The following is a 14,173-nucleotide window of genomic DNA, read 5'->3' as shown; positions in this document are numbered from 1 at the left end:
ACTAATTATTTATTAGTCTTTTTGTGCATTTGCGAAAGCAGCTGCCATTGCGTTTTCAAACACTGGCTCTTCTTTCTTAAGCTTCTCTAGTACTTCTTTCTCTTCTGCTTCGAAAAGAGCTTTTACAGATAAGCTTAAAGTGCGGTTCTTACGATCAACACCAACGTATTTAACTTCAACTTCGTCGCCTACAGAAACAACAGTAGTTGCGTCTTCAACGCGCTCTTGAGCGATATCAGCTACACGGATGTAACCTTCAACGCCTTCGATAAGTTCAACAGTTGCGCCTTTCGCATCAACTTCAGTCACTTTACCTTTAACAATAGCACCTTTTTTGTTTGCATCAAGGTAGTTATTGAACGGGTCAGCTTCGATTTGCTTAACACCTAGAGAGATACGTTCACGCTCTGGGTCAACTTGCAATACGATAGCAGTGATTTCGTCGCCTTTCTTGAATTCACGTACAGCTTCTTCGCCAGGTGTGTTCCAAGAAATATCTGAAAGGTGTACAAGACCGTCAATACCACCGTCAAGACCGATAAAGATACCGAAGTCAGTGATTGATTTGATCTTACCAGTAACTTGGTCGCCTTTGTTTTGTAGACGAGCAAATTCCTGCCAAGGATTAGCAATACATTGCTTAAGACCTAGAGAAATACGACGACGTTCTTCGTCGATTTCAAGAACCATAACTTCAACTGTGTCACCTAGTGAAACAACTTTTGAAGGGTGGATGTTCTTGTTAGTCCAATCCATTTCAGAAACGTGTACTAGACCTTCAACGCCTTCTTCGATTTCTACGAAGCAACCGTAATCAGTAAGGTTAGTTACACGACCAGAAAGTTTAGAACCTTCTGGGTAACGACCAGCGATAGCTGCCCATGGATCTTCACCAAGCTGTTTAAGGCCTAGAGATACACGAGTTTTATCTTTGTCGAATTTAAGAACTTTAACTGCGATTTCGTCACCAACATTAACGATTTCTGAAGGGTGCTTAACACGCTTCCACGCCATATCTGTAATGTGTAGTAGACCATCAACACCACCAAGGTCAACGAACGCACCGTAGTCAGTAAGGTTCTTAACGATACCTTTAACTTCTTGACCTTCAACAAGGTTAGCAAGAAGCTCTTCACGTTCTTGTGAGTTTTCTGATTCGATAACTGCACGACGTGAAACAACAACGTTGTTACGTTTTTGATCAAGCTTGATTACTTTAAATTCAAGCTCTTTGCCTTCAAGGTGAGTTGTGTCACGTACTGGACGAACATCAACAAGTGAACCAGGTAGGAAAGCACGGATTGAATCAACTTCAACAGTGAAACCGCCTTTAACTTTACCGTTGATAACACCAGTAACAGTCTCTTGCTCTTCACATGCTTTCTCAAGACGGATCCACGCTTCGTGACGCTTCGCTTTCTCACGAGAAAGGATAGTTTCACCGAAACCGTCTTCGATTGCATCTAGTGCAACATCTACTTCGTCGCCAACAGCAACTTCTAGTTCACCAGCAGCATTTTTGAACTGCTCTGCAGGGATAGCACTTTCTGATTTAAGACCAGCATCTACAAGTACAATGTTGTTCTCGATTGAGATTACTGTACCTTTAACAATAGAGCCTTGCTCTGCTTCAAAACCCTTTAAGCTTTCTTCAAATAACTGCGCAAAATTTTCTGACATACGAATATACGTCTCATATATTAATACCAATAAGCAACCATGCTGCATGGGGTTGTTAAAATAGCACTGGCATCCTGCTGGTGCATAAAATGTGTTTAACTTCGTTTAGGAAGTTTACCTTCAGAGATAGCTGCATCTAATAAAGTTATAACTTTATCAAACACTTGCTGTGCATTTAGCTCGCTAGTATCGAGTTCAATTGCATCTTCTGCAGGCACAAGCGGTGCGACGGCGCGATTCATATCACGGTCATCACGAGCTTGAATGTCCTCTAATAGACCACTTAGTGTAACATCAAGCCCACGCTCATTCAACTCAACAAAGCGTCTACGAGCACGCTCTTGTGCGCTCGCTGTCAAATAGATTTTTAATGGCGCATCTGGGAATACAACAGTTCCCATATCACGGCCGTCTGCTATCAAACCATTTTCGGTTCTAAAAGCGCGTTGACGCCTTAATAACGCTTCACGAACACGAGGAAGAGCTGCTACTTTTGATGCAGCTGCGCCCACTTCTTCATTACGAATAGTCGTGGTTACATCCTCTCCCTCTAGAATAACTTTTCCAGCATTAGTTTGGCTATCTACCAAAAACTGCACGTCTAAATTTGCAGCCAGTGGTACAAGTGCCTCTTCGTTATCTAATGCGATTTGGTGATGAAGTGCTGCAAGGGATAAAACGCGGTAAATAGCACCACTATCCAATACATCCCAACCCAACTTATCGGCTAACAAACGACAAACAGTTCCCTTACCAGAACCACTTGGGCCATCAACGGTGATCACGGGCATTAATAACGCCTGCATTTAAACCTCCTGCAATGCACACCTAAATAAACCGCGACATTATACGTCAGTTATTAAAATATATCTGCTATTAGTGTGTAACTTTTTATAAATAGTTATAAAAAGCCTATTCACTCACCGATGCTAATACATTGAAAAACGTAGGAAATGTTTTATAGGTACACTTAGGGTCATTGATTGTTATAGGCTTTCCGCCTACGGCAACCATTGCAAAACACATAGCAATCCGGTGATCATCGTAAGTGTCAATAGCGACATCGTTAAATGTTAATGGCGGAGTTATTTCAATAAAATCCTCCCCCTCAACAACTTTTGCACCTACTTTACGAAGTTCTGTACTCATAGCGTAAAGACGGTCTGTTTCTTTTACACGCCAATTATAAATATTACGAATAGCTGTGGGACCTTTAGCAAATAAAGCAACAGTAGCTAATGTCATTGCAGCATCGGGAATGGCATTGGCGTCTATGTCGACCCCTTTTAACTCGCCTTTCCTCACAACTAAACGTTCATCGTACCAATCGATTTGTGCACCGACTTGTTCCATCACCTTCGCAAAGCCAATATCACCCTGAACCGATTTAGCACCCACACCTTTAATTTCAATCTCGCCACCAGCAATGGCTGCGGCTGCAACAAAATAAGAAGCCGACGATGCGTCACCTTCAACCATTATGCGTTTAGGTGATTGATATTGCTGCCCACCTTTTACCTTAAATAGTGAATAGTCTGAGTGTTCAACAGTAATGCCAAAACGCGCCATAACACCTAAAGTAATATCAATATATGGCTTAGACACTAATGTGCCTTTAATTGTAATTTGCGTATCACCACTGAATAATGGAGCTGCCATTAATAAAGCGGTTAAAAATTGACTTGAAATACTGCCATCAATTTCAACTTCGCCACCATTAATTTGCCCACCAACAATTTTAAGCGGTGGGTAGTCTTTGTGCTTTGTATAGGTAATATCACCACCAAGGGCTTGAAGCGCATCAACTAAGTGCCCTATTGGGCGCTCTTCCATACGTGGCTCACCGACTAACTCATACTCACCTTTAACAGCAGCTAAAACAGCTGTTAACGGACGATATGCTGTACCCGCATTACCTAAAAATAAAGGTTTATTAGGTTTTTTGAACTCACCACCAACACCATGAACAGTTGCAACTGTTCGGTCTTCATTAAGTATTACTGTTACACCTAAAAGCTCTAGTGCTCCCAACATATGACGAATATCATCACTATCGAGTAAGTTCTCTACTACTGTTGTTCCGTTAGCCAGAGCAGCCAGCAGTAAAATACGATTAGATAAACTTTTTGACCCTGGTAATGTCACAGAGCCGTTAACACGCGATATTGGTTCTAAACGAAGTTGCTCCATTAGCTATTCTCCTTCGCAAAAGCTGCCATAAAATCAACAAGCGCTTGTACGCCTTCAAGTGGCATTGCGTTATAAATACTTGCGCGCATACCGCCTACTATTCTATGACCTTCAAGCGCTAATAAACCAGATTCTTTAGATTGTGATACAAACTTTTCATTTAAACTTTCATCATTAAGCCAAAATGGTACGTTCATACGTGAGCGGCAATGCTTTGCTACTTTATTTGAATAAAAAGGAGATTCATCAATAAAATTATAAAGAAGTTCGGCCTTAGCGATGTTCTGAGCTTCCATTGCTTTTACACCACCTTGTGCTTCTAACCATTCAAACACTTCTGCAGCTAAGTACCATGCAAATGTAGGTGGTGTATTAAACATACTGCCCTGCTTCGCTTCGAGTGCATAATCTAAAATACCAGGCTTAGCTAAACCTTCACGTTCAAGTAATGTTTTGCGTACAATAACGATAGCGATACCTGATGGACCGATATTTTTTTGCGCACCAGCGTAAATTAAATCAAATTTATCTACATCAATTTCGCGCGATAAAATCGTTGACGACATATCAGCAACAATTGGTGCCGTTGGATGACTTGGCACCTCAAAAATTTCTAAGCCATCTACGGTTTCGTTCGGACAATAATGAATATATGAGGCATCTGCAGGTAAAACCCAATCAGCTACATTTTTAATTGAGAATTTTCCATCTGCATCGTTACGTACATCAACACTGGTTGTTGAAGTAAACTTGTTAGCTTCGTCGGTAGCGCTTTTAGACCACACGCCATTTTCGCAGTAGATAGCTTTTTTATCTGCTTGATGAAGATTAAGGGGTACTGCACTAAACTGACCGCGACCACCTCCATGCATAAATAAAACTTCAAATTCATCACTAATATTCATTAAGCGTCTTAAGCTTGCTTCACATTTTGCAGTTAATGCCAAAAATTCTTTACTACGGTGGCTAATTTCCATTACAGAAACGCCCATGTCTTGCCAATCTAAGAATTCTTTTTGTGCTTTTTGCATTACCGCTTGCGGAAGCATAGCCGGCCCTGCACAAAAATTATATTTACTCATTACCTTTGCCTCATTCCAGTAATTTATACACTCAACATGAAAATATTAAATCCACGCTGTATTAATTTTTTTCAACAACATTAAAAAAAGCGGCCAAGGCCGCTTTTTCAATCTCAATTATTCTGAAGGAGGATTATCATCCACGACTTCATCTATAACTGTATCAACTGTTTCAACGTCTTCAGTATTGATTAAGTCACTTTCTGTAACTTCAATTTCTTCTATACGTTGTAAACCAACTACTTGCTCTTCGTCAATAGTTCTGATCAAAATAACACCTTGTGTGTTACGACCAACCGTTGAAACTTCGTTCACACGAGTACGCACTAACGTTCCGCGATTTGAAATAAGCATTATTTCGTCGTTGTCATCAACTTGAACAGCACCTACTACAGCACCATTACGCTCACTCACCTTAATTGATACAACACCTTGTGTCGCACGACTCTTAGATGGGTAATCTTCAAGCTGAGTTCGTTTACCATAACCATTTTCAGTTACAGTCAATATTGCGCCATCAGTTTTTGGCACGATGAGCGATACAACACGTTGCTCGTCGGTCATTTTAATACCGCGTACACCGGTTGCCGTTCTGCCCATTGGACGAACACCCTTGAAACGAATCTCTGGGTTACCTTCTTCGTCTAATACTGGGTTTCCATTTTCGTCAACAACAGCAGACTCTTCAGCTTCTTTAAAGCGAACAACCTTACCCGCATCGGTAAACAACATTATTTCGTTGGTACCATCAGTAATATCAACACCAATTAAGCTATCACCCTCGTTTAGGTTAACGGCAATAATACCGCTAGCACGTTGACGGCTGTAGGCTGTTAATGGTGTTTTCTTAACAGTACCAAAAGCAGTTGCCATAAAGATGTACTTATCTTCTTCGTACTCACGTACTGGCAATATAGCGGTAATGCGTTCGTCAGCTTCTAACGGTAGCAAGTTTACAATTGGCTTACCGCGGGCTGCACGGCTTGCAAGTGGTAATTGATACACTTTTAACCAATATAAGCGACCAGCTGTAGAGAAACACAAAATAGTATCGTGCGTATTTGCAACTAATAAACGCTCGATGAAATCTTCGTCTTTCATCTTCGTTGCAGACTTACCCTTACCGCCACGACGTTGCGCTTCGTAATCAGACAATGCCTGATACTTAACATAGCCTTCGTGAGAAAGTGTCACTACAACATTTTCCTCAGTAATGAGGTCTTCAAGGCTGATGTCGTGCGCAGCTGCATTGATTTCAGTGCGGCGCTCATCACCGTATTGCGCCTTAATTTCAACTAATTCATCACGAATTACTTCCATTAAGCGCTCTGGACTTGCCAATATGTGTAACAGCTCAGCAATTAAATCAAGCAGTGTTTGGTATTCACTTAAGATTTTTTCGTGTTCAAGGCCTGTTAGCTTGTGTAATCGCAAGTCAAGAATCGCTTGAGCTTGTTGCTCAGAAATGAAGTACTGGCCGTCGCGTATACCTAAATCATCAGCTAACCAATCTGGGCGAGCAACGTTTGCTTCACCTGCTTTTTCAAGCATAGCTTTTACATTACCGAGTTCCCACGAGCGAGCAGTTAACGCTATTTTAGCTTCTGCCGGTGTAGGAGACTTACGAATAAGTTCAATAATTGGGTCAATATTGGCAAGTGCAATTGCTAGACCTTCTAGCATATGAGCACGGTCACGCGCTTTACGTAAATCAAATACTGTACGACGAGTTACTACTTCACGGCGGTGAATAATGAACTCTTCAAGCATTTCTTTTAAATTAAAACACTTAGGTTGATTATTAATTAGCGCAACCATGTTCATGCCAAACACTGTTTGTAACTGTGTTTGTGCATATAGGTTGTTTAGAATCACTTCACCTACGTCACCACGTTTAATCTCAATAACGATACGCATACCGTCTTTATCTGATTCATCACGTAGTGCACTAATGCCTTCAATTTTTTTATCTTTAACAAGCTCCGCTATTTTTTCAATCAAACGAGCTTTGTTAACTTGATAAGGGATTTCATGAACAATAATTGTTTCACGACCTGTTTTCTCATCCGTTTCAATTTCGGCACGTGCACGCATGTACACTTTACCACGACCCGTTTGATACGCTTGTTCAATCCCTTTTTTACCGTTTATGATTGCGGCTGTAGGGAAATCTGGGCCAGGAATGTAATCCATTAACTCAGTTATGGTTAAATCTGGATTAACAATTAATGCTAAACAACCATTGATAACTTCAGTTAAGTTATGTGGTGGGATGTTTGTTGCCATACCTACGGCAATACCAGAAGAACCATTTACAAGTAAGTTAGGTACCTTAGTTGGTAAAACATCAGGAATTTGTTCTGTGCCATCATAGTTAGGAACGAAATCAACGGTTTCTTTTTCAAGATCGGCTAATAACTCGTGTGACATCTTGGCCATACGTACTTCGGTATAACGCATTGCTGCAGCTGAATCACCATCAACAGAACCAAAGTTACCCTGGCCGTCTACAAGCATATAACGAAGTGAGAATGGCTGTGCCATACGAACTATCGTGTCATAAACTGCGCTATCGCCGTGTGGGTGGTATTTACCGATTACGTCACCGACAACACGTGCCGATTTTTTGTAAGGCTTGTTCCAATCATTACTAAGCTCGTTCATTGCAAACAAAACGCGGCGGTGAACTGGCTTTAAGCCATCACGTACGTCTGGTAATGCACGTCCTACAATTACACTCATTGCGTAATCTAAGTAGGAGTTTTTTAACTCGTCTTCAATATTGACTGGCAGAATTTCATTGGCGAGATCAGTCATTTGATATCACATTCCTTCAGTAGCAGCTCTTAATAACCCGGTATTAGGTTTTAAAGAGTATTGTTATTATTACTAACGGACATGCTATCACAATTAATTTTAATTTACAGGCGCAAAACTTTGCGATTTATCAATTTAGGCCTATATAATGGCCTCAGATTGACGAGGAAGTATTTTATGACCGAACATCAAAATGTAGATCACGCAGAAATAGCAAAGTTTGAAGCCATCGCAGAGCGTTGGTGGGATTTAGAGGGTGAGTTTAAACCTCTTCACGAAATTAATCCGTTACGCCTAGATTTTATTGCAAATAAAACGCAAGGTTTATTTGATAAAGAAACACTCGATGTTGGCTGTGGTGGGGGTATTTTAAGCCAGAGCATGGCACGCATGGGGGCAAAGGTAACAGGTATTGATATGGGGCAAGAGCCCTTGACTGTTGCTAAATTACACAGCCTAGAAACGGGTGTTAATGTAGAATATATAAAAATACCCGCAGAACAGTTTGCTGTAGAACACCCCGAACGATTTGACGTTGTTACCTGTATGGAAATGCTTGAACACGTTCCGGACCCTGCTTCGATTATTCATGCCGTTGCCAAACTTGCAAAACCTGGCGCTGATGTTTTTTTCTCTACCCTCAATAAAACACCGAAAGCCTACTTGTTTGCCATTGTAGGTGCTGAAAAACTATTAAAAATGGTTCCAGAGGGAACTCACGATCATAAAAAGTTTATTAAACCGGCGCAGCTAATTACGTGGGCCGAGCAAGCGGGCTTAAAAGTACGTGCAAGCTCAGGATTTTCGTATAACCCCTTCTCTAAACAATACACACTTAATAATGATGTTAGTGTTAATTATATCCTTCATTTTGAGAAGTTGGTGTAATGAAGAGCGCAGGTTCATCATTAGAACTTTATCAATATGATGCGTTTTTATTTGATTTAGATGGCACCTTACTCGACACAGCTGACGATTTAGGCGCTGCACTTAATAGTGTACTACGAGCAAATCAAATTGCCGAAGTGACGAGCGAAATATATCGCCCAGCGGCTTCTAATGGTGTGGCAGCTTTACTGGGAGCAGGTTTTAAAGAGTTGTGGCCCTCTCTTGCACAAGCACCGTTGATAAAGCAATTGGTCGATAGCTATGCCCAAAACATTGCGAAATACACCCAATGCTTTTCCGGTATTGAACCACTACTGATCTCACTCGATCACAAAAAGATCAAATGGGGGATCATGACAAACAAGCCCGGCTTTTTAACTGAGCCGCTTGTCGCTGCGATCCCCGCTTTAAAAAATGCGGCAGTTGTTATTAGCGGTGATACGCTTGAAGAAGCCAAACCCTCTCCTCTACCTTTACTTCATTGCGCAAAACTAATGGACGTAATACCAGATCGCTGTTTATACATAGGTGATGCCGAGCGAGACATTCAAGCAGGTAGAGCAGCAGGTATGCCTACAGCTACTGCTTTGTGGGGGTACATTCCAAGCGAAGCAGAAGCACTTACTTGGAAAGCTGATTTTAACTGGCGTAGCCCTATTGACGCATTTAACCATATATAGTGCCCATTCTAGATATAAACACTATATATTGTGATCGTGTTAGTTTTTACGCAAAGCTTGATGATAAAAAAAGCAGCCGAAATTTATTTTCAAAATGTGTAAATTTAGTCGATCCTGAGTTGATTTTTAAAAATTTCAACTTCAATGAATGATCAAAGGTTAATGCCTACTAACACAAATACGTTATCCCAACGTTATCCACAAATAGGGGCAATTGTGCCCCTTGCAAATCAACTCAGACCACACTATCTTGTGATCTCTAAATTGAACAACACCAGATATTGTGGCCAAATGTTATTCAATTAAATTTACCTCATTGGGTAAAACTTATAAAAAATGAGCACTACTTCTCTTTTTGAGACGTACAACATTGGTCAAAAATACATTATCCCCAAGGAATACAGGCAAAGCTATGAACCAACAGTTATCTGTAAGCAAACGTGATGGGCGCAAAGAGCCTCTTGATCTTGATAAGATCCATCGCGTTATAGAATGGGCCGCCGAAGGTTTAAATAACGTTTCGGTTTCACAGGTTGAATTAAAGTCACATATTCAATTTTATGATGGGATTCGTACAAAAGATATTCACGAAACGATTATCAAAGCGGCTGCCGATCAGATTTCTAAAGAATCACCTGATTACCAGTACCTTGCTGCACGTTTAGCTGTATTCCACTTACGTAAAAAAGCATACGGTCAATTCGAGCCTCCGCGTTTATTTGATCACGTGACAAAAATGGTGAGTGATAAACGTTACGATGCTCACTTACTTGCTGATTATACAGAGCAAGAATTTGACGAATTAGACGAATACCTTGACCACTCACGCGATCTTAATTTTAGTTACGCTGCAGTTAAGCAATTAGAAGGTAAATACCTAGTTCAAAACCGTGTATCGGGTGAGATTTATGAAAGCGCACAGTTTTTATATATTTTAGTGGCTGCAAGCTTATTTGCAGATTACCCACGAGAAACACGAGTTTCATACATAAAACGTTTTTACGACGCGGTATCGTTATTTAAGATTTCATTGCCTACGCCAATCATGGCTGGTGTACGTACACCTACTCGTCAATTTAGCTCTTGCGTACTTATTGAGTGTGGCGACAGCCTTGATTCAATCAATGCTACATCGTCAGCTATTGTAAAATATGTTTCTCAGCGTGCTGGTATCGGTATTAATGCTGGTCGTATCCGTGCATTAGGAAGCCATATCCGTAATGGCGAAGCATACCACACAGGTTGTATCCCTTTTTACAAGCACTTTCAAACAGCTGTTAAGAGTTGTTCGCAAGGTGGTGTTCGCGGCGGCGCAGCAACCCTATTCTACCCGCTATGGCATTTAGAAGTAGAGAACCTTTTAGTTCTTAAAAATAACCGTGGTGTGGATGACAACCGTGTTCGTCACTTAGATTACGGCGTACAGTTTAATAAGTTAATGTATACTCGTTTGATTAAAGACGATTACATCACGTTATTTAGTCCATCAGACGTACCAGGTCTTTACGATGCGTTTTTTGAAGATCAAGACGAATTTGATGCGTTATATGTTAAATACGAACAAGACGAGTCTATTCGTAAAAAGCGTATTAAAGCCATTGAATTGTTCTCTGTGTTTGCACAAGAGCGTGCAAGTACTGGCCGCATATACTTACAGAATGTAGATCACTGTAATACACACAGCCCGTTTATAGCGAAAGTAGCGCCAATTCGTCAGTCTAACCTATGTTTAGAAATTGCATTACCGACTAAACCGCTTAACAACGTTAACGATGAAGAAGGTGAAATTGCATTATGTACACTGTCTGCTTTCAACCTAGGTGCGCTTGAGTCCCTAGATGAACTAGAAGAGCTTGCGGAGCTAGCAGTGCGTGCACTCGATAATTTACTCGACTTCCAAGACTACCCCGTACCAGCTGCCAAAAACGCAACGATGGGACGTCGTACGTTAGGAATAGGCGTAATCAACTATGCCTACTACTTAGCTAAAAATGGTAAGCGTTATTCAGACGGCAGTGCAAATGCACTAACACATAAAACATTCGAAGCTATACAATACTACTTGATGAAAGCGTCAAACGAACTTGCAAAAGAACGTGGTGCATGTCCTAAGTTTAATGAAACAACGTATTCTCAAGGTATTATGCCTACAGATACGTATAAAACAGACTTAGATAAAATTTGTGATGAGCCACTGCACCTTGATTGGGATTCACTGCGTAAAAGCATACAAGAACACGGTATGCGAAACTCAACACTAAGCGCATTAATGCCTTCAGAAACGTCATCGCAAATCTCGAACGCAACAAATGGTATCGAGCCGCCACGCGGTCACATTAGTGTTAAAGCAAGTAAAGATGGTATTTTAAAACAAGTTGTACCTGAGTACGAACGTTTGAAAGACAACTATGAGTTACTTTGGGACATACCTTCTAATGATGGTTACTTACAGCTTGTCGGTATCATGCAAAAATTTGTTGACCAAACTATTTCTGCAAACACAAATTATGATCCAAATAAATTTGAAGGCGGTAAAGTACCTATGAAAGTCTTATTAAAAGACTTACTTAGTGCCTACAAATTGGGGGTCAAAACGTTGTATTACCATAATACCCGTGATGGCGCATCTGATGCACAGGACGACACTCCAGAAGTGGAAGATGACGATTGTGCAGGCGGCGCGTGTAAAATATAGTCGTTAATTTTATCTTAAGCGGGCATGCAGCCCGCTTTGTTCTGATAGTTTTTTGAGTGATAATCATGTCTTATACTACTTTTAGTCGTAATCATAATAACCAAATGCAAGAGCCAATGTTTTTTGGCCAGACCGTTAACGTATCGCGTTACGATCAACAAAAATATCCTATTTTTGAAAAGTTAATTGAAAAGCAACTGTCTTTCTTTTGGCGACCAGAAGAAGTAGATGTGAGTAAAGACCGTTTAGATTTTCAAGCGCTACCAGAGCATGAAAAGCACATATTTTTAAGTAACTTAAAATATCAAACATTGCTTGATAGTGTACAAGGCCGCTCTCCTAACGTTGCGCTACTACCTATCGTGTCTATCCCAGAACTTGAAACCTGGATAGAAACGTGGGCATTTAGTGAAACCATTCACAGCCGTTCATACACCCACATTATTCGTAACGTAACACAATCACCAGAGATTATTTTTGATGACATCGTTAGCAACGATAAAATTAGCGAGCGCGCTGATGCAGTAACATCTTACTACGATGACTTAATTAACTCTGTTTCACTTTACAACCTTTACGGTGAAGGTAAGCATGAAATCAACGGTAAGACAGTTGTTGTAAACTTATTCGAGCTGAAAAAGAAACTTTACCTCGCTATGATGTCGGTAAATATTCTTGAAGCAATTCGTTTTTATGTCAGCTTTGCTTGTTCATTTGCATTTGCTGAACGTGAACTGATGGAAGGTAACGCTAAGATAATTAAACTAATTGCACGTGACGAAGCACTTCATCTTTCAGGTACACAGCATATTTTAAATATCATGCAAGACGGCAAAGACGATCCAGAAATGGCAATCGTTGCCGCTCAATGTCGCGATGAAGCAATTAAAATGTTTGTACAAGCTGCCGAGCAAGAGAAAGAATGGGCAGAGTACCTATTCAAAGATGGCTCTATGATTGGCTTAAACAAGCATATTTTATGTCAGTATGTTGAATATATTACTAACGCACGTATGACTGCTATTGGCTTACCGGCTCAATTTGAAAACAACAGCAACCCTATTCCTTGGATCAACTCATGGTTAGTGTCTGATAATGTTCAGGTTGCGCCACAAGAAGCAGAAATTAGTTCATACCTTGTAGGTCAAATAGATTCACAAGTTGATGCTGCTGAATTTGGTGATTTTGACTTATAATGAATAACGAAACGACTGCAAGTGTTACACTTGCAGAAAACAGCCAGCGCATTGAATATAGCCCTGGCTGCCCTTCTCTTTTACACTGCTTAGAATCTCAAAATATAGACGTTGCTTATCAATGTCGTGAAGGCTACTGCGGTGCTTGCCGAGCAACCTTAGTGTCTGGCAATGTTCAATATAATGAAGAACCACTCGCATTTGTTCGTGATGGTGAAATACTTTTATGCTGTAGCAAGCCAAACGGCAATATAAGTATTAATCTAAAATAATTAATAGCTTTATAGCAGCCCCCGTCTTTACTGGGCATTATAATGTTTATTAGTAAAACGATAATGACCAGTAATCTTATAATCAAATAGCATTTCGCTTACTTCTGGTCCTCGTCCTATATTATGTACAATTTGAACATTCTCGGCACTGTTTAAAGCTTCCGTAACAACCATGCCTATATGGGGTAAGTTACCGGGTAACATCCAAGTAACTATATCGCCAACTTTATAATCACGTGAGTTGCTAGAAATGGCCAATTCTGTGCCATTATGCTTAAAAAATACTTGAAGGTTTGGTACACGCCGGTGGTCAATATTTTTATCCGGCTTTTTTAGACCCCAAATTCGCTGAGATGGATATCTAGCAAAATTTGCTCGCATATCTTCATGTACTCTTTGTTGTAAATCAACACCCAATTGACGGTAAGCGCGAATAATAACATCGGTACACACACCAATATTACTTGGTACATCACCACCGGGGTATTTTATTGAATGATAACTGCCGTCATACGTAATATTATGTGTGGTCCTTTCAATCAGCGCTGCGGTTATTTGCTGATTGAAAGAGTTAGCAAACGAACAAAAAGGTAAAAACGTAAATAAATATAAACTGTATTTAAACATAATCACCCTTTTAAAACGCTACCTTCATGGCCATTAATTCTATATG

At 40.4% G+C, this 14,173-nt stretch carries 11 protein-coding genes; 5 read left to right on the top strand and 6 right to left on the bottom strand.

What is annotated here, in order from left to right; translation table 11 throughout:
• Positions 1–12 precede the first annotated feature (12 nt).
• The 5 genes from rpsA to gyrA form a co-directional block, all read right to left on the bottom strand.
• Entirely contained in the window at positions 13–1,680 is a 1,668-nt protein-coding gene (gene rpsA / locus ACFI34_RS12455; protein WP_006794164.1) for a 30S ribosomal protein S1, read from the bottom strand.
• Positions 1,681–1,775: 95 nt separating this feature from the next.
• Positions 1,776–2,486: a (d)CMP kinase gene (gene cmk / locus ACFI34_RS12450; protein WP_039036919.1), complete on the bottom strand. Its 711-nt coding sequence runs from the start codon at positions 2,484–2,486 to the stop codon at positions 1,776–1,778.
• 106 nt (positions 2,487–2,592) lie between these two features.
• Positions 2,593–3,870 (bottom strand): 3-phosphoshikimate 1-carboxyvinyltransferase, encoded by a 1,278-nt coding sequence (gene aroA / locus ACFI34_RS12445; RefSeq protein ID WP_462673727.1) that lies wholly within the window; start codon positions 3,868–3,870, stop codon positions 2,593–2,595.
• On the bottom strand, positions 3,870–4,952 hold the full coding sequence (serC, locus tag ACFI34_RS12440; protein ID WP_462673726.1) for a 3-phosphoserine/phosphohydroxythreonine transaminase: 1,083 nt from the start codon (positions 4,950–4,952) through the stop codon (positions 3,870–3,872). The genes aroA and serC overlap by 1 nt, the downstream gene beginning before the upstream one ends.
• A 117-nt stretch (positions 4,953–5,069) precedes the next feature.
• A complete protein-coding gene (gene gyrA, locus ACFI34_RS12435) occupies positions 5,070–7,769 on the bottom strand; it encodes a DNA topoisomerase (ATP-hydrolyzing) subunit A (RefSeq protein WP_462673725.1) in 2,700 nt (899 codons plus the stop codon).
• A 177-nt stretch (positions 7,770–7,946) separates the two neighbouring features.
• Here gyrA and ubiG point away from each other — a divergent pair, with 177 nt between their 5' ends.
• The 5 genes from ubiG (at position 7,947) to yfaE (ending at position 13,500) form a co-directional block, all read left to right on the top strand.
• Positions 7,947–8,657, top strand: a complete 711-nt coding sequence (gene ubiG, locus ACFI34_RS12430; protein ID WP_462673724.1) for a bifunctional 2-polyprenyl-6-hydroxyphenol methylase/3-demethylubiquinol 3-O-methyltransferase UbiG — start codon at positions 7,947–7,949, stop codon at positions 8,655–8,657.
• Positions 8,657–9,337 (top strand): HAD-IA family hydrolase, encoded by a 681-nt coding sequence (locus tag ACFI34_RS12425; RefSeq protein ID WP_462673723.1) that lies wholly within the window; start codon positions 8,657–8,659, stop codon positions 9,335–9,337. Before ubiG ends, ACFI34_RS12425 begins: the two co-directional genes overlap by 1 nt.
• Before the next feature lie 412 nt (positions 9,338–9,749).
• A complete protein-coding gene (gene nrdA / locus ACFI34_RS12420; protein WP_462673722.1) occupies positions 9,750–12,032 on the top strand; it encodes a class 1a ribonucleoside-diphosphate reductase subunit alpha in 2,283 nt (760 codons plus the stop codon).
• Positions 12,033–12,097: 65 nt separating this feature from the next.
• On the top strand, positions 12,098–13,228 hold the full coding sequence (nrdB, locus tag ACFI34_RS12415; protein ID WP_462673721.1) for a class Ia ribonucleoside-diphosphate reductase subunit beta: 1,131 nt from the start codon (positions 12,098–12,100) through the stop codon (positions 13,226–13,228).
• On the top strand, positions 13,228–13,500 hold the full coding sequence (gene yfaE, locus ACFI34_RS12410; protein ID WP_462673720.1) for a class I ribonucleotide reductase maintenance protein YfaE: 273 nt from the start codon (positions 13,228–13,230) through the stop codon (positions 13,498–13,500). The genes nrdB and yfaE overlap by 1 nt, the downstream gene beginning before the upstream one ends.
• Before the next feature lie 27 nt (positions 13,501–13,527).
• Here yfaE and ACFI34_RS12405 read toward each other — a convergent pair whose 3' ends face one another.
• Positions 13,528–14,127 (bottom strand): DUF1287 domain-containing protein, encoded by a 600-nt coding sequence (locus ACFI34_RS12405; RefSeq protein WP_462673719.1) that lies wholly within the window; start codon positions 14,125–14,127, stop codon positions 13,528–13,530.
• Positions 14,128–14,173 lie beyond the last annotated feature (46 nt).

This window comes from Pseudoalteromonas sp. PSi26 (assembly GCF_054960575.1).
This window is presented reverse-complemented; position numbering and strand designations above follow the sequence as displayed.

Coding starts and splice junctions, on each gene's coding strand:
- serC (WP_462673726.1), bottom strand. CDS start 4,952: ATGAGTAAATATAATTTTTGTGCAGGGCCGGCTATGCTTCCGCAAGCG.
- ACFI34_RS12405 (WP_462673719.1), bottom strand. CDS start 14,127: ATGTTTAAATACAGTTTATATTTATTTACGTTTTTACCTTTTTGTTCG.
- ACFI34_RS12425 (WP_462673723.1), top strand. CDS start 8,657: ATGAAGAGCGCAGGTTCATCATTAGAACTTTATCAATATGATGCGTTT.
- aroA (WP_462673727.1), bottom strand. CDS start 3,870: ATGGAGCAACTTCGTTTAGAACCAATATCGCGTGTTAACGGCTCTGTG.
- nrdA (WP_462673722.1), top strand. CDS start 9,750: ATGAACCAACAGTTATCTGTAAGCAAACGTGATGGGCGCAAAGAGCCT.
- rpsA (WP_006794164.1), bottom strand. CDS start 1,680: ATGTCAGAAAATTTTGCGCAGTTATTTGAAGAAAGCTTAAAGGGTTTT.
- nrdB (WP_462673721.1), top strand. CDS start 12,098: ATGTCTTATACTACTTTTAGTCGTAATCATAATAACCAAATGCAAGAG.
- ubiG (WP_462673724.1), top strand. CDS start 7,947: ATGACCGAACATCAAAATGTAGATCACGCAGAAATAGCAAAGTTTGAA.
- yfaE (WP_462673720.1), top strand. CDS start 13,228: ATGAATAACGAAACGACTGCAAGTGTTACACTTGCAGAAAACAGCCAG.
- cmk (WP_039036919.1), bottom strand. CDS start 2,486: ATGCAGGCGTTATTAATGCCCGTGATCACCGTTGATGGCCCAAGTGGT.
- gyrA (WP_462673725.1), bottom strand. CDS start 7,769: ATGACTGATCTCGCCAATGAAATTCTGCCAGTCAATATTGAAGACGAG.